Origin of the sequence: Methylocella tundrae, assembly GCF_038024855.1 — a bacterium.
GTDB classification, from domain to species: Bacteria; Pseudomonadota; Alphaproteobacteria; order Rhizobiales; family Beijerinckiaceae; genus Methylocapsa; species Methylocapsa tundrae.
This window is the reverse complement of the sequence record NZ_CP139089.1, coordinates 2,403,615-2,428,161: the sequence shown is the minus strand read 5'-3', so window position 1 is coordinate 2,428,161 and position 24,547 is coordinate 2,403,615. Positions and strand designations below refer to the sequence as shown.

At 62.7% G+C, this 24,547-nt stretch carries 21 protein-coding genes; 8 read left to right on the top strand and 13 right to left on the bottom strand.

Translation table 11 applies throughout. The features are described 5' to 3' along the window. Window positions 1–107 precede the first annotated feature (107 nt). The 7 genes from tagH (at window position 108) to SIN04_RS13505 (ending at window position 10,947) form a co-directional block, all read left to right on the top strand. Window positions 108–1,415: a type VI secretion system-associated FHA domain protein TagH gene (gene tagH, locus SIN04_RS13535; RefSeq protein ID WP_134489988.1), complete on the top strand. Its 1,308-nt coding sequence runs from the start codon at window positions 108–110 to the stop codon at window positions 1,413–1,415. 61 nt (window positions 1,416–1,476) lie between these two features. Further along, window positions 1,477–2,814, top strand: a complete 1,338-nt coding sequence (gene tssK / locus SIN04_RS13530; RefSeq protein ID WP_134489986.1) for a type VI secretion system baseplate subunit TssK — start codon at window positions 1,477–1,479, stop codon at window positions 2,812–2,814. Further along, window positions 2,811–4,253 carry a type VI secretion system protein TssL, long form gene (gene tssL, locus SIN04_RS13525; protein WP_341263972.1) on the top strand — a complete coding sequence of 481 codons (1,443 nt, stop codon included), beginning with the start codon at window positions 2,811–2,813 and terminating at the stop codon, window positions 4,251–4,253. The genes tssK and tssL overlap by 4 nt, the downstream gene beginning before the upstream one ends. 14 nt (window positions 4,254–4,267) lie before the next feature. Beyond that, window positions 4,268–7,801 (top strand): type VI secretion system membrane subunit TssM, encoded by a 3,534-nt coding sequence (gene tssM, locus SIN04_RS13520; protein WP_166795936.1) that lies wholly within the window; start codon window positions 4,268–4,270, stop codon window positions 7,799–7,801. Window positions 7,802–7,805: 4 nt separating this feature from the next. Continuing rightward, a complete protein-coding gene (tagF, locus tag SIN04_RS13515) occupies window positions 7,806–8,504 on the top strand; it encodes a type VI secretion system-associated protein TagF (protein WP_134489984.1) in 699 nt (232 codons plus the stop codon). A 109-nt stretch (window positions 8,505–8,613) separates the two neighbouring features. Then, window positions 8,614–8,991 carry an FKBP-type peptidyl-prolyl cis-trans isomerase gene (locus SIN04_RS13510; protein WP_244605981.1) on the top strand — a complete coding sequence of 126 codons (378 nt, stop codon included), beginning with the start codon at window positions 8,614–8,616 and terminating at the stop codon, window positions 8,989–8,991. 102 nt (window positions 8,992–9,093) lie between these two features. Further along, window positions 9,094–10,947, top strand: a complete 1,854-nt coding sequence (locus SIN04_RS13505) for a serine/threonine-protein kinase (protein WP_166795935.1) — start codon at window positions 9,094–9,096, stop codon at window positions 10,945–10,947. A gap of 38 nt (window positions 10,948–10,985) precedes the next feature. Here the strand turns inward: SIN04_RS13505 and SIN04_RS13500 are convergent, their stop codons facing one another. From SIN04_RS13500 to SIN04_RS13440, 13 genes are all read right to left on the bottom strand, one after another. Further along, window positions 10,986–11,504 (bottom strand): YqhA family protein, encoded by a 519-nt coding sequence (locus SIN04_RS13500; RefSeq protein WP_134489978.1) that lies wholly within the window; start codon window positions 11,502–11,504, stop codon window positions 10,986–10,988. Window positions 11,505–11,584: 80 nt separating this feature from the next. Beyond that, window positions 11,585–13,651, bottom strand: coding sequence for an FUSC family protein (locus SIN04_RS13495; protein WP_134489976.1), 2,067 nt, complete (start codon window positions 13,649–13,651; stop codon window positions 11,585–11,587). A gap of 209 nt (window positions 13,652–13,860) precedes the next feature. Continuing rightward, window positions 13,861–14,070, bottom strand: a complete 210-nt coding sequence (locus SIN04_RS13490) for a hypothetical protein (RefSeq protein ID WP_134489974.1) — start codon at window positions 14,068–14,070, stop codon at window positions 13,861–13,863. 559 nt (window positions 14,071–14,629) lie between these two features. Next, complete coding sequence (locus tag SIN04_RS13485) at window positions 14,630–15,529, bottom strand: LysR family transcriptional regulator (protein WP_134489972.1); 900 nt, start codon at window positions 15,527–15,529, stop codon at window positions 14,630–14,632. A 185-nt stretch (window positions 15,530–15,714) separates the two neighbouring features. Beyond that, complete coding sequence (locus SIN04_RS13480; protein WP_134489970.1) at window positions 15,715–16,665, bottom strand: HlyD family secretion protein; 951 nt, start codon at window positions 16,663–16,665, stop codon at window positions 15,715–15,717. After that, complete coding sequence (locus tag SIN04_RS13475) at window positions 16,662–16,871, bottom strand: DUF1656 domain-containing protein (protein WP_134489968.1); 210 nt, start codon at window positions 16,869–16,871, stop codon at window positions 16,662–16,664. The genes SIN04_RS13480 and SIN04_RS13475 overlap by 4 nt, the downstream gene beginning before the upstream one ends. A 265-nt stretch (window positions 16,872–17,136) precedes the next feature. Beyond that, window positions 17,137–18,369, bottom strand: a complete 1,233-nt coding sequence (locus SIN04_RS13470) for a M48 family metallopeptidase (RefSeq protein ID WP_134489966.1) — start codon at window positions 18,367–18,369, stop codon at window positions 17,137–17,139. 125 nt (window positions 18,370–18,494) lie between these two features. Beyond that, window positions 18,495–18,989 carry an iron response transcriptional regulator IrrA gene (irrA, locus tag SIN04_RS13465; RefSeq protein WP_341264472.1) on the bottom strand — a complete coding sequence of 165 codons (495 nt, stop codon included), beginning with the start codon at window positions 18,987–18,989 and terminating at the stop codon, window positions 18,495–18,497. Window positions 18,990–19,269: 280 nt separating this feature from the next. Then, window positions 19,270–19,713: a hypothetical protein gene (locus SIN04_RS13460; RefSeq protein ID WP_134489964.1), complete on the bottom strand. Its 444-nt coding sequence runs from the start codon at window positions 19,711–19,713 to the stop codon at window positions 19,270–19,272. A gap of 82 nt (window positions 19,714–19,795) precedes the next feature. After that, window positions 19,796–20,455 carry a peptide-methionine (S)-S-oxide reductase MsrA gene (msrA, locus tag SIN04_RS13455; protein WP_134492513.1) on the bottom strand — a complete coding sequence of 220 codons (660 nt, stop codon included), beginning with the start codon at window positions 20,453–20,455 and terminating at the stop codon, window positions 19,796–19,798. Window positions 20,456–20,591: 136 nt separating this feature from the next. Beyond that, entirely contained in the window at window positions 20,592–21,179 is a 588-nt protein-coding gene (gene msrB, locus SIN04_RS13450) for a peptide-methionine (R)-S-oxide reductase MsrB (protein WP_134489962.1), read from the bottom strand. 261 nt (window positions 21,180–21,440) lie between these two features. Continuing rightward, entirely contained in the window at window positions 21,441–22,109 is a 669-nt protein-coding gene (locus SIN04_RS13445; protein WP_134489960.1) for a glutathione binding-like protein, read from the bottom strand. A 304-nt stretch (window positions 22,110–22,413) separates the two neighbouring features. Then, a complete protein-coding gene (locus SIN04_RS13440; protein ID WP_134489958.1) occupies window positions 22,414–22,770 on the bottom strand; it encodes a phasin in 357 nt (118 codons plus the stop codon). A gap of 440 nt (window positions 22,771–23,210) precedes the next feature. On the opposite strand from SIN04_RS13440, the gene SIN04_RS13435 reads away from it, so the two are divergent. Then, window positions 23,211–23,987: a PRC-barrel domain-containing protein gene (locus SIN04_RS13435; RefSeq protein ID WP_134489956.1), complete on the top strand. Its 777-nt coding sequence runs from the start codon at window positions 23,211–23,213 to the stop codon at window positions 23,985–23,987. Window positions 23,988–24,547: the final 560 nt, after the last annotated feature.

The window sequence follows — 24,547 nt, the reverse complement described above, 5'->3', positions numbered from 1 at the left end:
TGACGCGATGTGGGAAAACAAACACAAGGATGGGCGGGATCGATGTAACTGGAAGCGATCATGCTCAAGTCCGCTGAGTAGGACCGCGGTGACGAAGGCGAACGCATATGGCGCTGAAGCTCGCAATCGAGAATGTCACAAACCTGCCTGACGGCGGTCCGGTCAGCATTGTCGTGTCGGGCCGGCGCGGCATCGACATCGGCCGAGACTCGCATCTCGACTGGACGCTGCCGGATCCGAACCGCTTCATTTCGGGCAAGCATTGCGAAATCCGCTATACGGACGGCGCCTATGTTCTCACGGACGTCTCGTCGAACGGCACGTTCCTGAACGACGCGCCGGCGCGCATGCGCGAGCCGCACCGGCTGCGCAATGGCGACCGCATTCTGATTGGCCAATATATCATCTCTGTCTCTCTCGATGGCGATGAAGAGGCGGCGAGCGAGGCCGCAAGGGCGCCGGCGCGGCCCGTCGCCGCCGATTTGTGGGAGAGCGAGGGGCCGTCGCCGGCGCCGATTGATCCGCGCTCCCTCAAACCTGTCCCGGATCGCCCCAACGCCCCTGATTTTCTCGACTGGGCGATGGATGTCTTTGATCCGTTGCGCGATGCGCCGCAAGCGACGGCCGCGTCCGCCGGCGCAAAAGAAGACGCGAGCTGGCTGCCGCCGCCCCCTGCGCCGGCCAAGCCCGAAGCGCCGCCGCCCGTTCCCAGTCCGCGCCGTCCGATCTGGACGAGCGAGGAAGAGAACCTAGCAGCGCCAGAGCCTGCCGCTGCTCCGCCCTCCGCGCCCTCCGTGTCCCCCGCGCACGCTCGAACAGAGCCGGGCGACGCAGCCGGAGCGCGATTCCTGCGCCGCTTCGCCGAGGCCGCCGACCTGCCGGTCGAGGCGATCGCGCAACAGGACCCCGAGGAGCTCGCAGCTCTGCTTGGCGGCCTGATGAAGATCGTCGCCGGGGACGTCAAACAGCTGCTGCAAGCGAGGCTCGAAGCCAAACGCCTGGCGCGCAGCGCCAACCAGACGACGATCCAGGCCGCGGACAATAATCCATTGAAATTTTCGCCGACCGCGCGCGATGCGCTGCGCCTGATGTTCGGGCCGCCGACACGCAGCTATCTCGCCGCCGCCCCGGCGCTGCGGCAAAGTTTCGACGATCTCAAGCGCCATCAGCTCGACACGCTGGCCGGAATGCAGGGCGCCGTCAAAATGCTGATCGAGGATCTAGATCCCGAGGATATCGAAAAGACCCTCGAACCTGATCGCGGCCTCTCGGCGCTCATCGCTTCACGGAAGGCGAAGCTCTGGGACGCCTATGTCGGACGCTGGCGCGCCAAGGCGCATCGGCACGACGATGGCCTCATTGGCGCGTTCATGTTCTACTTTCCACAATGTTATGATCGAAACGGAAAATCTTAAAAGTTGTTGACGAAAACGTCTCAACTGGCGCGCGGCTCTGCCGAAGGAAACGGGGTTATGGATGTCCTGGTACAGTAAAGTCCTTTGGTCGGAAGGACTTTTCCTTCGCCCGCATCATCTGCAACAGGCCGATCGCTACCTCGAACATCTGGTGGAGGGCAGGACGCGCCATGCCTCACCGTATCCGTGGGGCTTTTCACATATAGAAATCGACCGCGATCTCGCGCAGCAGAGCAAATTCGCGGTGCGCCGCGCCGCCGGGATCATGCCCGACGGCACTCCCTTCGACATTCCAAACGACAGCCCGGCGCCGGCCCCGATCGACGTGCCGGATGGCGCGGCGCAACAGCTGCTCTGGCTTACCATGCCGTCGGCGGCGGCGAACAGCCGCGAGGTCGACGCTTTGGACGCAAATAGCGCCAGCCGCTTCGTCATCGGCGCCGAAACCTTCATCGATTCGACGTCCTCGCTGCGCATCGAGGAGGAGATCGACGTCGCCTATCCAAGGCTGACTTTCGACCTGCGCAAGACCGCCAAGCCTGGGTTTCAGGGGCTCGCCATCGCGCGCGTCGTCGAGGTGCGCGACAAATCGATCGTCTTCGACGAGAAATTCGCGCCGACCGTTCTCGTCTGTCACGCCTATCCGACGATCGAAGGGTGGATCGACCGCGTCATTGGCTGGATCGACGCCAAGCTCGGCGAACTCGCCCGCTACGCCGCCGACCCAACAGCCGGCGGCGGCTTGCAGAGCGTCGATTATCTCGTGCTGCAGGTGCTGAATCGGCACATTACCGTACTGCAGCATTTGCGCGGATCGCGCTACGTGCATCCCGAAAGGCTCTATGTCGAGCTGATCCGTCTTGTTGGCGAACTCGCGACTTTTGCAACGCCGGAGCGGCGCGCGCGGACCTATCCGCTCTACGACCACGACAATCTTGAAGGCTCATTCGCGCCGGTTCTGCGCGATCTCCAGGATTTTCTCAGCGCCCGGCTTGGACGGCGCGCCATCCGCCTCGACATCATCGCGCGGGCGGAAAACGCCTTCATCTCGCCGATCAGGGATCGCAGCCTGTTCCGCGTCGCGAGCCTCGTGCTGGAAGTGTCCGCGCGCCGCTCTTTGACGGAAATCCAGACCAGCTTTCCCCATCTCTTCAAGGTCGGCCCCGGCTCGAAGATGAATGAGATCGTTCACGCCCATCTGCCGGGCGTGCCGCTCGTCCATCTGCCGACGCCGCCGCCGCAGATCCGCGCGATCACCGACCACGTCTATTTTTTGCTCGACCGTAACTCGCCGCTCTGGCCGGAATTTTCGACGGCGAGTTCGATCGGCATGCATTTTTCAGGCGATTGGCCAGAGCTCAACCTTGAGCTCTGGGCTGTTCTGGAAGATCGGCAATGAGCGAAAAGGACCCGCCGGACAGCCTCGGGCGCCGCGACAACAGGACGATCATCGTCCCCAATCCGGGCGGGCGCCGGCCCGAGGCGCCCGCGCCTGTCGCGCCGGCGGCGCCGACGCCAGCGTGGCGCGCCAGTCCGGCCGGCGCGCCCGAGGCCTCGCCGGGCGAAGAGTGGATCAAGGGCGCCGCCGCCGCGCCGCCCGCGCCGAGCATGCAACGCCGGGAAATTCCCATCGAGGATCTTCTCGTTCCCAACGAGAATCCGCTTCTGCAAGCCGCCGGTCCACTGCTGTTGCTGTTAGGGCGCCTGCGCGTCGCTCAACTACAGGCGTCTCCCGCCAGTCTGATGGGGCAGGTCGCCGAAGCTGTGGCGTTTTTTGACAAACAGGTCCGCGCGGCGGGCGTCGCGCCGGAGCAGGCCAGCGCCGCCAAATACATCCTTTGCGCGACGGCGGACGACATCGTTCAAAATATTCCGACGGAAGACCGGCATGTGTGGACGCAATACAGCATGCTGAGCCGTTTCTTTGGCGAGCGTATCGGGGGCGTCAGATTCTTCGCCGAGCTCGATCAGGCGAAGATGGACCCGCTCAACAATTATTCGCTTCTGGAGCTGATCTACACCTGCCTCGCGCTCGGCTTTCAGGGCGTCCACCGCAGTTCGCCGTCCGGCGCCGCAACGCTCCAGCATATTCAGCGCAATCTTTACGAGCTGTTGCGAAAAGTCCGTCCGCGCGTTGACCGCGAGCTGTCGCCGCATTGGCGCGGCCAGGATCTTCCGCGCCAGGTTCTTCGCACGCGCGTGCCGTTCTGGACCGTCGGGGTCGTGGCGGCCTTGGCCCTGTTCGCACTGTTCATCACGCTGCGCGCGCTTCTAACCGGCGGCGCGGAGCTCGCCGCGGCGGACCTCAACGCGCTGAACGGACGCGGCGAGTTGAAACTGGTGCGGCACATGTTTGCGCCGCCGCCAAAGCCGCCCGCGCCGCCGCCGGGGCGCCTCACCCAATTGCAGCGCATCCGGCTTGCGCTCGCGCCCGAAATCGCCGCCAAAAAGGTCGACGCCACGCAGACCGACACCAAGATCAGGATCATCGTCGGCGATCTCGTGCTGTTCGCCTCGGGTCAGGCGAGCGTCAAGCCGCAATTTCAGCCGATCGCCAAACGTATCGCAGAAACGCTGGAGAAGGAGCCGGGCGCGATCACCATTGTCGGGCACACCGACAACGTCAAATTGCAGCCGACATCGCCCTTCGCGTCCAATTGGGCCTTGTCGATGGCGCGCGCCAAGGCGGTCGCGGCCGTTTTGAAGCCGGGCCTTAGCGACGTCAGCCGAATCGAGGTCGACGGCAAGGCGGACGAGCAGCCGATCGCGTCGAACGCGACGCCGCAGGGCCGCGCACAGAACCGCCGCGTCGAAATCATGCTCGCCCGTTCGGATTGAGGATCACGACCGACATGCTGAGCAAAGACATCATTCGCATCATCGCCTACGGGGTTGGTCTCTCGTCGCTGGCGGCCCTCGTCTATATGGCGGGGCCCTTCGTCGCCTTCGGAGATTGGCGCCCGCTCGAAAATCCGATCGTCCGCGAGATCGTCATCGTGTTGCTCGTCGCGGCGGCGGCGGCCGTCGCGGGCTTCGCCTTCTGGCGCCGCAAGTCAAAGAGCGCGGCGATCGAGAAAGGCATCGAGGAGACAGGCCCCGATTCCGACGCCGAGGTTCTGGGCGAGCGGATGAAGGACGCGCTCGCGACATTGAAGAGCGCCGGCAAAGGCAAGCGCGGTTATCTCTATGATCTGCCCTGGTACATTCTGATTGGTCCGCCCGGCGCAGGCAAAACGACGGCGCTCGCCAATTCGGGGCTCAAATTTCCGCTGAGCCGGGGCGGCAGCCCGTCGTCGATCGCAGGCGTCGGCGGCACGCGCTATTGCGACTGGTGGTTTACCGACGACGCCGTGCTGATCGATACGGCGGGGCGCTATACGACGCAGGATTCCGACGCCAAAGCGGACCAGAAGAGCTGGCTCTCTTTCCTCGATCTTTTGAAGAAGAACCGGCCGCGCCAGCCGATCAATGGCGTCATCGTCGCCATCGCGCTCGACGACATCATGACCGAGCCGGCGGCGACGATCGCGGCTCACGCGGCGGCGATCCGCGCGCGGCTGCTCGAGCTTCACAGACAGCTGAAGATTGATTTTCCCGTCTATGTCCTCTTCACCAAGGCCGATCTGATCGCCGGCTTTCGCGAATTTTTCGGCAATCTCAACGAGAATGCGAGGGCTCAGGTCTGGGGCGCGACCTTCCAGACGGGCGATAAGAAACGCAATATGGTGGGCGAGATTCCGGCCGAATTCGACGCGCTGATCGCCCGGCTCAATGATCTCACCACGGATCGGCTGCAGGACGAGCCCGTGCCCTCGACGCGGGCGTCGCTGTTCGGCTTTCCCGCGCAGGTCGCGACGCTGAAAAAGCCGATCCATGATTTCCTCAATCAGATTTTCGAGCCGACGCGCTATCAGGCCAATGCGACGCTGCGCGGTTTTTATTTCACCTCCGGCACGCAGGAAGGCACGCCGGTCGATCAGTTGATCGGCGCGCTGTCCAGAAGTTTTGGCGCACGCGAAGTCGCGGCCAACGCTTATTCGGGTCGCGGCCAGAGCTATTTCCTCAAAAATCTCATCGGTAAGCTCATCATCGGCGAAGCCGCCTGGGTCTCGACCGATCGTGGCGCTGTTTTACGCGCCAGACTCATCAAGACAGTGGCGTTGCTCGCCCTCGCCATTGTCTGCGCGGGCGCTTCCCTCGCATGGTGGGGCAGCTATTTGCGCAACAAGGATCTCATTGCGCGCACGCAGGCCGCGGCGGCTGATTACCGCGCGGCCGCCGGAGGGCTTGCGACGGAGACCGAAATCTCAGATCGCGATCTCGCCAAAATCTTGCCGCTCCTCAACAAGCTGCGCTATCTGCCCGCCGGATATGAGACGAAGGGAGCGCAGCCGCCGCTTGCGGCGACCTTCGGCCTCAGCCAGCTCGATCGTCTGCGCTCGGCCTCAGACAGCGCCTATGGCGTCGCGCTGGAGCGTCTCTTGCGGCCCCGGCTCATCTACCGCCTGGAAGAGCAGATGGAAGCCAACCGCACGGATCCTACTTTTCTCTATGAGGCGCTGAAAGTCTATCTGATGCTGGGCGGGCTGCACCCGGCCGATAAGGATCTCGTCCTTAATTATCTGCGCCGCGACTGGGCCGACAATCTTTATCCCGGCGCCGCCAACGCGGACGGCCGCAGACTGCTCGAGGCGCATGTCAAAGCCATGCTCGATATGCCGGGCGGCGACATTCTCATCAGCCTCAATGGGTCGCTCGTGAGCGAGGCGCAAGGCTTGCTCGCCCGCCTCAGCGTTTCGCAGCAGGCCTATGAGCTGTTGCGCTCGCAGGCGGCGGCGTCCGAGATCGCCGACTGGAACGCCGCGCGCGCGGGCGGCCCCGATTCCGGCCTCGTGTTCGAGGCGACGCAGGGCGCGTCGCTCGATTCTGTCAAAGTGCCGGCCTTCTACACCTATGCGGGTTTCCGCCGTCTCTTCATCGATCGTCTGCCAGGAATCGCCGACCGGCTGAAAGGCGACCGCTGGGCGCTTGGCGCGGCGGGCGAGCAGAGCGCCGTCGAGGACCAGTATAAATCGCTGAGCGATGATCTCCTTGCGCTCTACAGCAAGGATTTCATCGCCGCCTGGCAGGACGCCTTGCGCCGGCTGAAGCTCCGGCGCCTCCTTGCCGACAAGCCGAAATATGTGACGCTCGCCGCCGCCTCCGCCCCAACATCGCCGATCAAGCAGCTGATCGTCTCCGTGCGCGACGAGACCGCGCTGACGCGGGAACGGCCGGGCTTTGGCAAAAAGGACGACAAGGACGCCAATGCGACGCTGTTCCAGAATCGCGCCGCCCCTGGCGCCGACATCGAGCAGGCGTTCAAGGCTTACGCCGTCCTCGTCGAGGGCGAGCCGACGCGCCAGCCGATCGACCTCATCATCAGCAATCTCGCCGACATTTATCAGAGCCTTCTCCTGATGGGCAATCCGGCGCAGGCCGCGCTCGCGACCTCGCAGCTGCAGACACAGGTGGCGGCGCTCCGCGCTAACGCCAACCGGCTGCCGCCGCCCTTCGCCGGCATGTTGCAGACCGCCGCGACCGACGTCGACGGCGATCTCACCAACAGCTTCCGCTCGCAGCTCAACCGGTCCTTGCGGGATTCCGTGACGGGCGTCTGCCAGCAGATCGTTGCGAACCGCTATCCCTTCGCCCGCACGGATCGCGAGGTTTCGCTCGTCGATTTCGGGCGCCTGTTCGGACCGCAAGGCATTATCGACAAATTCTTCACGGGCCAGCTCGCGCAATATGTCGACACGTCGAAGCAGAACTGGAGCTGGCGCCAGGATAATGGCGTCGCGCGCGCTTTGAGTTCGGCTGGCGCCGCGCTGAAGGATTTTCAGCGCGCGGCGCAAATCCGCGACACGTTTTTCGCCAGCGGCGGGCTCGTCCCCTCGATGACCCTGACGGTGACGCCCCCGCCGGTTCCCGTCGTTTCGCCCCCCGCGCCGGCGATCCCTGGCGTGGCGCAAGCGGCGACTCCAGCCCCAGCGCCAACGTCTCCCTCAATCGGCATCAAGATGGACCTCAACGGAACCCCGATCATCAGCCCTGTCGGCGCCAGCGCCCCCGTCGTCGCGCAATGGCCGGGCGCGAACGCCAATCGCAGCGCAATCACCGTGACTTCGGACGCGCCGGGCGCGCAGCCTTCCACGATCGAGCGGACCGGGCCGTGGTCGCTGTTCCGGCTCATCGAGGCCGGCGCGCCCGTCGTTCGCGGCGATAAGGTCATCGTCAGCTACATCGTTGGCGGGCGCGAAATCCAATATCAGATCAGCGCCGGCTCGACGCAAAATCCGTTCACGCTTCCGGCCTTGCGTGAGTTCCGCTGCCCGAGCGATCTCTGATCCGATGCGGAGGGGCCTTATCGGAAAGATCGCCTCGAAGCCCGATTATGTCGCGATCGAAGCGCGGGGCGGTCTATTGCCGGTCCTTGAGCCGTGGCTGCACGCCGCCGTCTCATCCAGCCGCCAGCGGCTTGGGGACGCGTGGCGCGGCGCCTTTCTTGCCGCGCCGATCTGGCGCTTCTGGCTCGGCTCCGAGATTTGCGGCGAGACGATTCTTGGCGCGCTGACGCCCTCGATCGATTCCGCAGGGCGATATTTCCCGCTCGTTGTGTTCGCGGGGCCGCCCCCTGGCGTCGCTATCCCGCCGCCGGAATTTGCGGACAATGAAGTTTGGTTCAGGGCGGCCGAGGCGCTGCTGCTGTCCACACTTGCGCCCGGCGCTTTGTTTGATGAGGCTCTCACCGCGCTGGAGGGGCTGCCAGAGCCCGCCGTCGCGCCGCCGGTGGCGGCGCGCGCGCCGATGCTCGCCCTGAAGGGCGGCGTGCTGGCGCCTCTCGATGACAAGCCGCCCGGCCAGGTCTTCGCATGGCTGCGCCGCGCCGATTGGGCGAGAGCCTATGGCGCGCGCAGCTTCTGGCAGACCGCGGGCGGCGCCGATTTCCGGCCGCTGGCCCTGAGTTTTCGGCTGATGCCCGACCCCGCGCTATTCGCCGCCATGCTGACCGGGCATTTTTCCGGCGACGCGGCGGGCGAGGTGAGCTAAGCCGCTTCCTGCCGGCGCCAGCGCCGGTTTCCAGAGAGCAAGAGGTCCCATGTCCCCGAAACACTCTTTCGTCGCCGCGCTTCTTGTCGCCCTGACCGCGGCGCCGCTGATGAGCAGCATCGCCAACGCCGCGAGCGAGGTTACGAGCCCGACCGGTCTGCGCACCATTGATACCGAGCCCGGCAATGGGGCGCCGCCGAAGCCCGGGCAGACCGTCACCGTCCACTACACCGGCTGGCTTTTCGTCGACGGCAAGAAGGGCGCAAAATTCGATAGTTCTGTCGACCGCGGCCAACCCTTCTCCTTCACGCTCGGCCAGGGCCAGGTCATCAAAGGCTGGGATGAAGGCGTCGCCGGCATGCGGATCGGCGGCAAGCGCACGCTGATCATCCCGCCGGAACTCGGCTATGGCGCGCGCGGCGCCGGCGGCGTCATTCCGCCGAATGCGACCCTGATCTTCGACGTCGAGCTTTTGGGCGCGAAGTAGCAGCTTGCGTCCGGTCGGCGCCGCGGCCCACAATAAAAAGTTGCAGTGAATTGCTGGACCATGGGAGTTCTATCGGCCAGCCCTCATCGCGGATCGACCGACGTGACCTCGAAAGACGACATCGGCCAGACCAAATCCTTCGGCGGAACTCCGCCGGCGGGGTCGGCCGGCGTCAATCCGCCCCTCGGCGCCGAGTTTCTCGGCGTCGAATCGCTGCGGGCGGGCATGCAGCTGAACGGGGTCTATGAAATCGACGCCCTGCTCGCCCGGGGCGGCATGGGCGAGGTCTATAAGGGCCACTCCATCCAGACCGGCGATGACGTCGCGATCAAGGTGATCCGCGCCGATCTTGCCGAAAACGAAGTCGCCATCGCGCTGTTTCGCAACGAGGCCTCAAAACTTCATCGCCTGCATCACGAGGCGATCATCCGTTATTTCGTGTTCTCGGTCGATCCGCTGCTGCAGCGGACCTATCTCGCGATGGAATTCGTCGAGGGCGAGCCATTGTCGCAAATGTTGCGGCGCGGACCATTGCCGGCCGGGGCGGCGCAGCGTCTCGCCCAGCGCGTCGCGCTCGGCCTCAACGCCGCGCATAAGCGCGACATCATTCATCGCGACGTGTCGTCCGACAATATCATTATTCAGAACGGCGATGTGGATGAGGCGAAGATCATCGACTTCGGCATCGCGCGCTCGACGGCGGTGGGCACAACTTTCATCGACGTCGGCTTCGCCGGCAAACTGAATTACGTGTCGCCGGAGCAGCTCGGCCTCTATGGCGGCGAGGTTGGCGCGCGATCAGACATCTACAGCCTCGGTCTCGTACTGGCCGAAGCCCTGCGCGGCGCTCCGCTCGACATGGGCGGCACGCAGGTCGAGGTGATCGAAAAACGCAAGAGCGTTCCGGATCTCGCCGGCGTCGATCCGCGCATCGCGCCGATCCTCGCAAAAATGCTGCAGCCGAACCCCGATGACAGACCGCAATCCATGCAGGCGGTCGCCGATGATTTCGCGCGATTGACAATCGAGCCGCCGGAGAGGGCCCGTCCTTCCCCCGCGCGCAGAGCTGAGCGCCGCTCCGATGAGGCGGGCCGCTTGCTCAAGATCGGAGCGGCGGCGGGCGGCGCGCTGGCCCTCGTTACGCTCGCCGCCGGCGCTTATCTGTGGCTGGGGGCGCCGGTGAAGAGACCCGGGCCGCCGCCCGAGGTCACGCTGCAGCCAGCGCCCGAACGTCCGGCGGTGACGCCGCCCCCCGCCGCGATCCCGCCCGCCGCTGCACCGCCCGCCGTGGCGCCCGAGTCGGCGCCGGTTCAAGCTCCCGCGCAAAACAGCACGCTCGTCACGCGGGACAGCATCCTTGATTTCGTCGAGCGGAGCGCCGCCGCGCCCTGTTTCTCGGTCGTTTCCGTCGCGGCGACAGATTCATCGGCGAAGATCGAAGCCATCGGCGCCTCGCGAGAAGCATTTGACGAACTTAACGCCGCCTTCAACAAGGCGATCGGCTTTGAGGCCGACATCCGGGCGATCATTATTCCGGCCACGGAATGCGCGGCGCTCGATTTTTACAATTCGGCCCGGAAAAACGCGAAACTGGCGCCTGTCGTGCAGCTCGATGCTCCCTTCCTGCGTGGCGGGCAGGCTCTTGCGGGATCGATTTCCGCGCCGAAGGATCGCAGGATCGAGGCTTTGCTCATCGGCGATGACGGGCTTGCGCAGAATGTGACGAGCGCCCTTTCGACCGGACATCCACGCACTTTCAGCATCAACGTCGCGCGGCCGAAGGTCGCCGCTGCGCCGCAGCTCTTGATGATGATCTCCAGCACGCAGCCTCTGCCGTCGCTGAAGCTCGCAAAGCCCGTTAAAACGGCGCAGGCGTTGTCGGCCACGGAGGCGGAGGCGGGCGAAAAGCAGGAAGATCTCGGCGTCTCACTGAACTATTTTTACGTGACCGAGTGATCGCGTTCGGCCGTGGCGGGAAGCCGCCGCCCTGCGCCTCAATGTCCCTTGTTCTCGACGCCAGCGCTGACGCGGTCGGCAATCGCCAGAATGAGCATTGTCACGGCGAAAGCGAGCAATATGCCGACGACCCAGGCGAGCTTTTGGGTCTCGGCGTGGCTTTCAATGTCCATGAACCATTCCAGCACATGGACCGCGGTGATCGCCACGATCGAGCCGAGCAGTTTCTGCTTGAGGCCGGAAAAACCGATCCTGATCAGGCCGTCAGGCCACTCCGGGTGGTCTGCTATGTTGATCGGCCGCACAAAGTTTTCATAGCTGGAGCAGATCACGATGAGGATGAGATTGGCGGTCAGCGAAAGATCGATCAGGCTGAGGATGCCGACGATCACCTCGGATTCGGGAGCTGTCTTCAACAACAGTATGAAATCGAAAAGTTTCGCGCCGAATTTGTAGAGAAGCCCGACAAGGCCGACGACGAGGCCGAGGAGAAACGGCGCCATCAGCCAACGGCTGCTGAAGAATAATCCCTCGATGCCCCGCTCGAACCGATTCATGGCGCCCTCCGATGTCTCGTGATGCCACGGATCAAGCGTGCGGCGCAACAAGGCCGCGCGTCGGGGGCTCCATCGGCAAGTTACAACATGATCTCGCCGCCGGCATGAGAAAGCGCTGCGCCGCCGCTGGCGCGCCAGCATGGTTCGCTGTCGTAAGCGGGCGCGTCGGAAAACAGCGTATAGCGAATGCCGACCATGCCGAGCAGCGCCGTGCGTCTGTGCCTGCTCGGCGGCGCTGACGCGATGGCGCGCAGGGCCTCGTCGATTTGCCGAAGCAGGGCGGGCGTCGAGGCCTCGTGTCCGGCGCGGAAATGTTGCGCCAAAGCGCCCAGTGTGGCGTCGACGAGGGTCGCGGCCTGCGCAGGCAGGTCATGCCGGGCAGCGCGCAGTTCGATGATGTTCAGGCCGACCCGCAGTTCGGCAAGCACGTCGACGGCTGGAAGTCTTGTGCTCGGCGACGCCAGAAAGGGTGCGAGAAGCCCGAGCCGGTCGAGCATGAGCGCTGCGAATTGCGCGCGATCGCGCCTGCCGTGATGCGTCGCCGCCGCGGCCAGCGCCGCTCTGCTTGCGTTGAGCAAACGGCTGAGGCTCCATTCAGCTCCGGTCGCGCGGGCGAGCTGGAAGACAAGGGTCGGGAACCAGACGCCAATAAGGAGAGCGATCCCGGAATTGGCGACGGCGGCGAAATCGGCGCTATAATTATCCTGCAGCGCCAGCAGCGTCGCGGTCCAGAGCGATAAAGCAAGGCTCGGGAAGGCGGTTTGCTGCCTCGTCGCGAGCAGGCCAAACAAGATGAAAGCCGGGCTTAGCGCAAGAACGAGAAGTTCGAAGTTCTGGATGCGCGGCAGGATGCCGAATAGATAGACGATGGTCACGATCACAGAGACCGCCGACCAGCGCGTGAAGGAGCGCATCAGCGGAACCGGATCGTCCTGCGCCGCAAAGAGACAGCAGATGACCGCGGCGATCATGGCCGCCGTGCCGCCGTCCGGCCAGCTTGTCGCGATCCAGAACAGGCAGAGGCCGCCGATGCAGACGATGGCCGTTAAGGCCGCGAGGGCGGCGCCGGCGTTGTCACGATGGCGCGCCTCGACGACCCCGGCCGGCGTCTGGAACGAAAGCGGCTCCCTGAGCTTCGCGGCGCCCGTTTCGATCTGCCCCTGCAAAAGCCGGCAATCGCCGCGGATGTCCACGAGGTCTTTCAGCCGCAGCAGCAGGCTGCTCGTGATGATGTCGCGCGCGCTGGAGCGCGCATCGAGATGCCGATCATGCGCGGCGATGAAAGCGTCCAAACGATCGGCGATCTCCGGTCCGATATCGGCCCCCTCGCGCAGCGCGCCGCGAATCTCGTCGATCAAGGGCTGCAGCCCGGGGGGCAGGGGCTGGCCGCTTAAGGCGCTCATCCTTTCGCCGAGAGAAGAAAGAATCGGCAGAAGCATCAACAGTCGCAGCCGCAGCATGCGCATGGCGCGCGCGGCGTAACGCTGGACCGAGGTGTCGAAGGCGAGGTGAATGGATAGCGCGTCGAGCTGCGCCGCGTCGGCGGCGAGCCGCAGGCGGCGTCTGCGCAGAAGCTCGTCCTCCTTGCGCCCTTTGAGGGCGTCGCACCCCCAAAGATCGGCGTCCCGCAGCCAGGCCTGGAGACGTTCGGCGACGAGTGGGCCGACCGGACGGGGAAACAGCACGCCCGAAAAGATGCTGGCGCAGACGATCCCCAAGGTGATCTCCTCGACGCGCGCTATGGCGGTGTCGAAGATTCCCTCTGGCGCGTCGACGCTCGGAAAGCCGATCAGCGCCGCCGTGTAGCCCGCGAGCATGAAGACGTAGCCGCGCGGGGTCCGATCGAGGAGGGAGAAATAGAGACAGCAGGCAATCCAAAGCGAGATGGCAAGGCTCAATATCTCCGGTGAATTGGCGAGATTGGGCACGAGGGCTATGCTCATGCTGGCGCCGAGAATCGTGCCGCAAACCCGATAGAACGCCTTGGATCGCGTCGCCCCCGCCAGCGGCTGGGAGCATATATAGACGGTCGCGACCGCCCAATAGGGGCGCGGCAGCTGCAGCCAGAAGCACACATAAAGCGCGAGGGCGGCGGCCCCGAAGGTCTTGAGGGAAAACAACCAGTCGCGAAGGGAATAAACGCTCATCGCTTCGCTCGACGATTCCTGCAAGTTGGCGTCCGAAGATCGGATGCATGGCGCGCCACAGCTTTGGACACGCTCTTTTCAGGGCCGCGCGGCGCAGGGCGTCCTCTGTTACGATGCCGCTACGATGCGCCTTCGGCCGGTGTTGAAGTTGAATAAGGCCCGCCGCCCCTGCGCCCTCTGACAAGGGCGCGCAGGCGAAACTCCTCGCCTCAGCGAAGCTGCGGTCCGCCGTGGCAACGCGGGTCGTCCTGCGATCCGTTCCGATCGCCCGTTTGCCGCCAGTTCTGCGCTTCGCGAACCTGCTCCTGAAACGTCGGGAGGGCGCAAACATGGACCGGGGCGGCTTGCTTTGCGGTGGCGACGTTAGCCGCAGCGGCGGCGAGCGCAAACACAGCTATGGAAAGTTTCCTAGCGTTCATTTTCGTTGTCCATATGGAGAAGGCGCCAAATACGCCAGCGACCTATCAGTGTATATGCGTCATATTTCCGGATATACCATACTGAAAATAGCAATTCATAGTTTAACTGCGGCGATCGAGCTGACAAAATTATTCGAAAGCTTGGCATAAATTCTTAATCTAGCAAAAAAATCAAAACGTCATCTCATGCAGGAACGATTTTGATTCCAACATCTAATAATGACGATTATTTTCCTTCACTGCCGGGTGTTTTTATTTCGTGACCCTGGCGGGGCCTGATTTCCATCCAATCCGGACTATGCAGAATTGATGGCCGCAAGGCTTAGTCTTTGAGGTTGGCCAATGGTTCGGGCGCGCGCGGAAAGCGCGATCGCCGCGGATTTTTTCCCGGGATCTTCCAATATCGCGAGAGGTTTTCGTCCGGAGATCAGAGCTGACAGATAGCACCGAATGGGCACTGCGATAATGAGCCGCCGTTGCATTTCATAATGCAGCGGCCGGCAATAATTCACCTTGCGTGAGTGGCGCTGGCGCGCGAATGCCGCGCATCAGCGCAGGATCAAAGCAGCTGTCGCGACGTTCCGCTGAGAAAATCAACAAACATCCGTATCTTTGGATCATTCGTCGCGCGGCGCGAGAAGATCAGCGAGGCTTGCAGATCGTCGGAGCTATGCCATTCGGGCAGGACGACTTTCAGCGTCCCATCATTGAGATGCGGCCTCACATAGAGTTCGGCCAGGATGGCGAAGCCTTCGCCGCGTAAAGCATGATTGAGCGCGACCGACGGTTCGTTGGAGGCTATGCGCGGAACGAGCGTGACCTGCTTGTCCTCGCGCCCATTGTTGAACGTATAGGAGCTTCCCGATCCGTTCGGGTCGATATTGGCGGCGAGAAACACATGCTTCTCGAGGTCCTCGACCTTTTTGATGGGTTCGCTCGCCTTGAGATAGTCCGGCGAGGCGACGATCCGCCGTTCCCCATTCAGGAGATGGCGCACAACATAAGCCGAGTTCTTCAGCGCGCCGATGCGAAGCGCGACGTCAAACCCATGTTCAATCAAATCCAGATGTTCGTTGTTCAGGGTTAACTGGATCTGAACGTCGGGACAGAGCTTTTGAAAGTCGGACAGCATCCGGTCGATGATGAGGCCGCCGAGCGCGTAAGGCGCGAGAACGCGCAAAACGCCGGACGGTTTGTTGGTGAGATTTTTCGCCGCGAGTTCGGCCTCGTCGATCAGCGTCAGGCCTTGCGAGGCGCGATCATACACCTCGCGCCCGGCGTCGGTGACGACAAGCCGGCGCGTCGTGCGGCGAAGAAGCGTCGCGCCGAGGCGATGTTCGAGGTCCTGCACCTTCCGGCTTGCCGTGGCCGGAGGGATGCCGAGCTGCCGGGCGGCGGCGATGAAACTGCCGCGTTCGACGACGCGGACAAATGTAATAAGGTCATCAAGCTTTTGCATTTTTATTGTAGCGTCTTTCAGTTTCCGCCTTCGGTTCGCTTTGCGATCGAGGGGCGGCTCGCGATCAGCCTATCTTACTTCGTCGTAAAAACACTCGGTGGGGCGAGAGCTTGGAGGCTAGGGTTTGCGGAGCCTTCAGGCGGCATCCGATCTTGCGCTCCAGCCTCTATGGCGCGCCCTCATCATCAAACGTTATTCTTGTTCCAAAAATGGCGCGGATTCAATCGACTGAGTAATTGCAGCGCGCTCGCCCATCGCGATGGCGGGGCGGCCGACTGAACGGCGACCGTCGCGGTGCGGCCGGGGAGCAGCCGGACGCTGTCCGGGACGGCGTTGAGCGTGATGCGCACAGGAACGCGCTGGGCAAGCCTGACCCAGCTGAATGTCGGATTGACGTTGGCGACAAGGGTCGCCCCCGCGCTGCGCTCACGGTCCTCGATGGCGCCGGCGATGCTTTCGACATGCCCGGTCAAGGTCGTCCGCTCGCCCATGAGCTGGACGACGACCTCATCGCCGACGTGGATGCGCGGCAGCTTGGTCTCTTCGAAATAACCTTCAACATGCAGGCTGTCGCTATCGACCAGAGCGAAAACGCCCTTTCCCGCAGTGACGTAGACGCCAGGCCTCAGGTCGAAATTGGTGATCGAGCCGTTCACCGAGGCGCGGACCTCGCTGCGTTCGAGATTGAGTTTGGCGACGTCGCGCTCTGCCCGCGCCTGCTTATAGGAAGCGTCGGCCAGCTGCTGCGTCGCCAGCACCTGTTCGTATTTCTGCTTCGACACGACATTGTCGCTCAGCTGGCTATAGCGCGCGAGATCGCTGTTCGCCTGGTCAAGCGTCGCGCGGCGGCCCTCGACCGCCGCCTCCGCCTGCTGCAAAGCCAAAACAAATCGATCCCGGTCAATCTTGAACAGGACATCGCCTTTCTTGACGCTCTGATTGTCGCGCACGAGGACGTCGGTGACGAGGCCCGAGACGTCGGGAGCGACGGCGACGACGTCGGCGCGCACGCGTCCGTCACGCGTCCAGGGGTCGTCGACATAATATCCCCAGAGCTCCCAGCCTGCGAGGCCGGCGACAATGAGCATGATGGCGGTGACAGCGAAGCGGAGGAACAGGGAAAAAACACTCGTCATGGCGCTATGCCGGGTAAAATAAATACGACGCAGCCGAGGCTCGCGACAAAAAGGCTGAGGTCGAACAGTGGGGGGTGCCAGATCAGTTTGTAAAAGCCGAGGGCCGCGAAAAGGCGGCGCAAAGAGGCGCTGAGCGCAAAGGCGCAGGCCATCCAAACGAGCAGGGCCGGGATGAAGACCCCGTAAACATCGATTTCCTGTGTCATGGAAAGATCGCCTTCAAAGCTCCAGCCGCCGCCGCGCCTTCGGGAAGATCACCTTTGCGGGCACAAAAGCCGGGCCGTGGCTCTTCGCAAATGCATTCGCGGGGATATGTCACGTCCCCGCCTTGAACGGTAGATGGACCGCCCTCGCCGCGCTGACTAGCAGCTTAAAAGCAAACTCATTATTGCGTTTGTGACAATAATATAAAACGCCCCCCTGGCGCTGCGGCAATAGCGAGCGGAGGGAAGATGCGCCCGAGGGATGCGCTCAGGCGGCTCTCAGCTGGGCCACGCGGAGCGGCGCCGGCGGATGCGAATAATAGAAAAGAGCGTAAAGCCGATCCGGCGTCAGCGTCGCCAGATTATCGCGCGAGAGCCGGGTCAGCGCGCTGATCATGGCGTCTTTGCCGACCATCGTCCGCGCGAAATCATCGGCCTGAAATTCCGCGCGTCGCGACAACCAGTTGGTCAGCGGGGCTGCGAGGTGCAGAATCGGTCCCATCGCCGTCAGCACAATAATGAGGACGACGCCCGGATCATTCGGCAGGCCAAACTGGCTTGCAAGGCCCCCGGCGGAGAACGCCCAGTGCAGCACGAGGAAGATCACAAAAGTGACGGCCGCGGATTGCGCCAGACGCTGACCGATATGCCCCAGCTTGAAGTGGCCGAGCTCATGCGCGAGAATTGAAAGGATCTCATCGTCGGTGTGCTTTTCGAGAAGCGTGTCGAAGAAGACGATGCGCTTGGCTTTGCCAAAGCCGGAAAAATAGGCGTTGCCGTGACTGGAGCGCCTGGAAGCGTCCATCACGAAGAGCCCTTTTGATTCGAAGCCGCATCTGGCGAGCAGGGCCTCGATCCGGGTCTTTATCGGTCCGTCCGGCAATGGCTTGAATTGATTGAAGAGCGGCGCGATCCAGGTGGGATAGGCGACGCTCAGGCCGATGGTGATCAGCACCGAAGCGGCCCAGCCGGCAAGCCACCAGAAACGCGGCATCGCGGCCAGCAGCCAGAAAAGACCGTAGAGAAGCGGAACGGCGAACACCAATTGCAGCGCGAGGCCCTTGATCCGGTCGAGCGCGAAGACGCCTGGCGTCACACGGTTGAAGCCGAATTTCGCCTCGAGCCAAAAAGTCCTGGCGATCGAGAAAGGAAGGCCGAGAACAGCGCCGACCGCGCCGATCGCGACAAGCAGGGCGACGCTGCGCGAAAGGCCGGGCGGCAAAATTCCGGCGATCAGCGCGGCCAGGGGCGCGAGCAGCGCCGTCAGCCAGAGCACGGCCATAATGGCGTCGAAGGCCGTCTGTATGGCTCCGAGGCGGATGTTGGCCAGTGTATAGTCGGCAGCCTGCTGATGCTCCTCAATCGTGACGACCGCCTTGAAGTCGCTGGGGACGGCCGCGCGGTTTGCGGCGACGCAGGCCGCCTGCCGCCATTTCAGATAGAGGTCGAGCGCGCCTGAAAGGACGATGGCGGCGATGATGGCGCAGGCGAGGAGGCTCAACGAGACGGCTCCGAAAAGGCGCGGATGGCGGGCGGCCAACGCGCGTTCGGCATAGGTGGGACATCTGGCGTTGTGCCGCAAGCCCCGCCTGGCGGCGTCTTCCGCCGGCTCCGCCGCGCCCGGCTTTAATCTGCGTCGAGGGGATCGATCTTGCGGCGCGCCGGCTGGTTCAAGCCCTTTGGCCGCAGTCTGACGACGATGTCGATCTTGGCAATCTCATACCCTTCGGGCGCCTCGACGCCGTCCGCAAGCTTCACGCAATCCGGCCCGATATCGCAAACCGCGCCGGTATCCTCGAAATAGAAATGGGAATGGTCGCTCGTATTCGTATCAAAAACGGTCTTGCCGCCCTCGATCGCGAGGCTGCGGACGAGGCCGACCTGCGCGAAAAGATTGAGCACATTGTAGACCGTCGCGAGAGAGGCGGGCATACGCGCGGCCTGCGCCTCGGAGGCGAGCGCGTCGGCCGTCAAATGCCGGTCGCCCTTGCCGAACAGAAGTCTGGCCAGTCCGAGCCGTTGCCGGGTCGCGCGTAGCCCATACCGTTCCAAGAGGGTGCGCCCCTGAAAGCCCGATGGGCCTCGAGTCCGGGAATAATCGCTTCCCTGCGAACCAAACATGACGCGCCACACTTTCCACAATCCTTCTGTAGGGTCAGTTAAATGAATTTTTGCGTGATAGACAATCAAAAAGCTCAACCTTAGAGCATTTCTAATTGAGTAATTCTAATTTTGATGTCTTGGAGCCGGCGCCGGCACGCGCGCAGTCCGCCCCGGCGTCGAATGGCGGCGGCGTTGGATCGGCTAATTCAGCTTTACGCCAAGCTCGTCTTGCCAGGCCGCCGCGATCGCTCAGTTCATGACCGAACCGGGGCCGCTGATCTTCAGCGAGTCGCCGCGCTTACGCTCTTTCGATCCGCTTTTGCTTGCGGATGTGTCCATCGAGTTCAATGTGAAGCTCAAACTCCTCACCCTTGGCGTCGCGGGCGCGCAGCTCGAAATGCTTCGGCTTGCGATGCGGTTCGCCGACGGCCGTAAAACCCGCGTCATCCGCGGCGCGCAGCGCGATATGCGGATCGGCGTGCTCATGCTGGGGAGGATGTGCATCGGGATGATGGAGGACGATCGCCGCCTCGCCTTCGCGGGCGATCGAAAATACCTTGACTTCGGACGGCTTTTGCTCCCCGGCGATCTGCACTTTTTCGCCTTTTTGCAGTCGAAACTGCTCTGCGCCCCTGGGGCCGAGGTCGGCGAGAATATGTCCCTCCGGCGTCGCCAGCACGAACCGGTGCGCGAAGACGTCTGTGACGGAGCCGGAATAATTGACGGTGTGGCGAGGCGGCATTTTGGAGTCCTTGCGGCTGGTCCCCTTGCGGGACACGGAGGGTCCGGCAACGGTTCAGAACGGCGATTGTTCCAGGAGGCTTTCAGGAGTGGTTCGGCGTGTCCCCGACGAGCTTTGGCTTGGCGCGGTAGAAATTCGGAAAAAGCAGCTTCAGATTTTCGACCTTCGGCCTGTCGTTGATCATGATGTAGAGGCTGCCCGGATGCATCACGAAATAATCCTGGTGATAGGATTCAGCGGGATAGAAGCCGTTCAACGGCTCGACACGCGTCGTTATCGGCTGATTGAACGTTCCGGCGCGCTCGAGCTGTTCGATGTAGTTTTTCGCCAGCGCCATCTGCTTGTCGCCGGTGGTAAAAATTGCAGAACGATATTGCGTGCCCGAGTCCGGCCCCTGGCGGTCGCGTTGCGTCGGATCATGAACGACCGAGAAGAAAATGCGCAGCAAATCGCCCGCCCTCACCACATGCGGGTCAAAAGTGATCTTCACCGATTCCGCGTGGCCGGTGCGCCCGGAGCTGACGGCTTCATAATGAGCCGTGTCCGGCGCGCCGCCGGCATATCCCGAAACGGCTGATTCAACCCCCTTCACATGCTGGTAGACCGCCTGCACGCCCCAGAAACAGCCGCCTGAGACGACGATCGTCTGAGGCCCCGACACGTCGGCGCCGGACGTCGGATCCCCGGCGGGCGGCGGAACGAGCCTGGCCGCCCCGGCGGCGGCCGAGCCGAGCGGAAGCATTGCGGCGCACAAGACCAGAATGGCGCCCCCCGCGATCTGACGACGGTTGCAATGCGCGCCGCCGGCAGGCGCCGTGGGAGGGCCACGAAAAGGAAGATCGGACGCAGCCATTTCAGAACTCCTTTCGGCGGTTGGATTATGCTCCAGCGCTCGCGACAAAGCGCAACGCGGCGGAGTTCATGCAGTATCGCAAACCCGTCGGCTTTGGGCCGTCGTCGAACACATGGCCAAGATGTGCGTCGCAGCGGCGGCAGGAAACGGCGGTGCGGGTAAAGCCGAAGCTATGGTCGGCGCTTTCAACGACATTGGTCTTGGCGATCGGTTGCCAAAAGCTCGGCCAACCCGTTCCGGACTCGAATTTCGTTGCTGAATCAAAAAGCGCCGCATCGCAACAAATGCAGCGGTAAAGGCCGCGGCCATGCTGGTTCCAATAGGCGCCTGTAAAGGCCCGTTCGGTCCCCGCCCGCCGTGTGACTTCATAGGATTCCGGCGCCAATTGCATTCGCCACTCGGCTGCGCTCTTGACGATTTTCGGCACGAGCTTCGTCCCAACACTTTCCCCGGCGGGATTGAATTCTTCGATCAGCACTTTGTCTTCAGACGCCGTGGCGGTCCTTGTCGCAGCGAAGAGAAACAACGCCGGCGCGCTCCCCAGGATGAAAAGACGCCGCAGAGCGTCGACACGGGTCTCAGTTGCTCCTTTAAGCGGATCGAGATTCCTCATCAGCGCCTCCTTTCGCACGTTTGGGCGGCGCAAAGCCGCCGCTGCTCCAGCTTGTTGTGCTATGTTGGTTGGCTGGCGCTAACCGACGCCCGCCGCGCCCCGGCGTCCGCCTCAAAGATAGCGCAAGACATTGTTCACGAGTCTGCACGTTTTCGGGATTGGCGCTCGATCTGAGCCCGCGCCTCATCGACGCCGCGGGGAGCATCCACCGAGCTCTCTGCTCAACAGTGTTACGTCGTAGAGCCGGCCGGCGTTACATGGTCACGGATTGTTGAAGCTCCGCCGGGACGCGCGGGCCGCGCGGGCAGGCAATAAAGGCGCCGCCATGCCTCGCTGGACAGCCGGCCGCGCGCTCAACCTTTCAAGCCAGTCACGAACGCGCGGCGCGGCGTTCAAATGCTCGCGCACGAGCACGCTCGCGCCCGCTGCCCAGGGATAGGCGGCGATATCGGCGATCGAATAATGCTCGCCGGCGAGGTAAGGCGTCTCCGCGAGGCGGCGATCCAAAACGCGAAGAAGACGGTCCGCCTCCGCGCTCAAGCGGTCGATCGCGACTGGAGTTTTCCGTTTTGCAAAGATTGCGAAATGGCCGAATTCCGCGAGCGTCGGAGCCAGTCCGGCAGTCGCCCAAAATAGCCATTCGAAGGTTTTGGCCCGGTCGGCGCCCGAGGGCGGCAGCAGGCGGCCGCTCTTTTCCGCGAGATAGAGCAGTATCGCGCCGCTCTCGAAGATCGCGAGCGGGCCGTCCGCCGCGCCGTCATCGACGATGGCGGGAATTTTGGCGTTTGGCGATACGGCGAGAAATGTGGGGTGGAATTGCTCGCGTTTGCTGATGTTCACGGTTCGCACGTCATAGGGCGTCCCGATTTCTTCGAGCATGATCGAGACGATATGGCCGCTCGGCGTCGCCCAGCTGTAAAGCGTGATCAAGGAACTGCTGTTGCCTGGGCGCGCAAAGGCGCCGGTTCCGGCCCGACTCAAAGGCGTCGCCGCGGTTTGAGCGACGGCTAATCGGCTCCCACACGATCGGCGCGGGCGACGCCAGGTAAAAATGAAGCGCGGCAAAACCGCGCCCCAAAAGCTTTATGGGTCCCAATCGGCTGTTTCGTCCGAATGCGCATCGCCCGTTGTTTCAGTCGGGGCGCGCATTTGCATTTCTTTCACCCCATCCGCCGGATGGTAGAGAATGCCAGAATCCGCAAGGTTTCCGCGAACCGTCGATCGCTCATGCGGATTACTTTTTGGCGACCGCGTTAAACGCGGTCTGAGCCGATTCGCTCAGCTCTTTCGCTTGCGTCTGGATCGCCTGAAGCTGGTTCTTCGCATATTCGGTCTGAAGGGCGAAAACCTCTTGAACGTCCTTGGCGTGGAGCAGCTTCTGCGCCAGATCGAAGGCGGCGTTAACGTTTGTCTCCGCGAAGGACATGGCCTTGGTCACCGCTTCCTTGGCGCTGGACGGAAGCGCTTCGGCCGAGCCGGTGGCTTTCTGGGCCGCGCCAATGAAACCCAAGAAAGCCTCGCGCGCCTGCTCGAAATTCTTCTCGGCAAGCTCGCGGATTTGCGCGGGGATCTGTTGCGGAATTTCGATCATCGGTGTTCTCCTGCAGTTGAGCGTTTCGTTGAGCCCGTTCAAGGCCGACGAAAGGCCTTTGGGATGTAAAGCGTAAGGGATATTGTCGCTCTTTTCAGGCCAAGCGGGTCGGTTGACGTTGCGATGCGCATACAGGCCTTATCTCAACCGGCTTAGATCAGAGCTCCGAGGCGGAGCGCATGCATATTCACAGAATTCGGCGATCGGCGCCACCGTTTTTCATCACTTTACTGATCTGTTACAATAATTTGCTGTTTTAGCCGCTATCACCCGTCGAGAGCTAAAGACGGCCGGCGCCCATCACGCTTCGCGCCCATCGCATCGAACGGGCGGCCGACGATGGGCCGGCCGGCTTTATGGGGCCGCTCATGGCGCCTCGCTTTCAGGCGCTTGGCGCGCTATGCCATCAACCCATCCGCTGATTCGGGAGGAAACCCGCCATGTTGTTTGTCGTATCGGTGCTGAAGGGATTTGCCGTCGCGGCCAGCGACGGCAAGATCGGAACAGTCAATGACTTCCTCTTCGACGATCAAAGCTGGAAGATCAGGTGGCTGGTCGTGGATACGGGCGCCTGGCTTCCAGGCCGCAAAGTCCTGGTCCACGCATCCGCTCTCGGCGAGCCAGACCCGGCGCGCCGGGAACTGCCGGTGAAGCTGACCAAAGCGCAAGTCGGGGGCGGCCCTGACCTTGGCGAACATGAGCCTCTTTCGCGTCAATTGGAATCTCACCTCTATGATTACTATGGATGGGATCCGACCTGGGGCGTCAGCTATTTCGGAGTCGGGGCGATGGCGCAGCCGCTGTCGCTGCCGCCATTGGCGGGGGAGCCCGACGCGGAGGAAGCCGCCGAAGCCGAGGCGCTTGCGAACCAGCAAGATCCACATCTTCGCAGCGTGGAAGAGGTGACCGGCTATCATATACAGGCGAGCGATGGCGAAATCGGCCATCTTGAGAGTTTTGTCGTTGATCACGCCAATTGGGATATCCGCTACCTTGGCGTCGACACGAGCAATTGGTGGCGCGGCCAGCATGTCCTCATCGCGCCATTCGCCGTGCGGGAGATCGATTGGGCAGACCGGCACATTCTGATCAACATCACGCGCGATCAGGTCAAGACCAGCCCCCCGTGCGATTCGATCGAAATGGTCGATGAAGCCTATGAACGGATGCTGCACGGCCATTACGGCTGGCCGGGCTATTGGTACTATCCAAAATAGGCTGCCGAGCCTGCGCGGCGGCCGCGAATATGAAAAGGAGCGCCCCGACGGGGCGCTCCTTTTTTGTATGGCCGCCCGGGCGCTCTGAGCTCGCCGCGGATCGCCGTCATGCGTCGTCCTGGGTCTGCCCAGCCTCTGTAGCAGAGGGATAGAATAGCCTGTCCTGACTGCGCTGCGGCCGCGACGGTTTCCCGCCCTCAATCTGTAAATACTCATTTCTTTTGTGCACCGCCGAAGGAATAGTTGCGCAAATGTCGCACCTCTGAATGCTTTGACTTGAAAGGGCCGGAGCGCGTTGACAGCTCAAGGTTCCAAATGTACCCATGATCATGCACTTATACGTATAGAGCCAATTGTTATACGCATATCAAATTGGTTCGTGCGCAACTAAGAGTTGCCTGCCTGTAAACAGTAAGTAGAGCGCGTCTTTGAGCCCGCTTCTGTTGCTTGCGAATCGGTGAATAAGAAGAAGAGGCGATTCTTCAGAGTGACTAATAACCAACGGATGGGGAGAGTAATGGCTAACCGCATTGGAAGATCCAGGAGTCGCCGACGCGGCG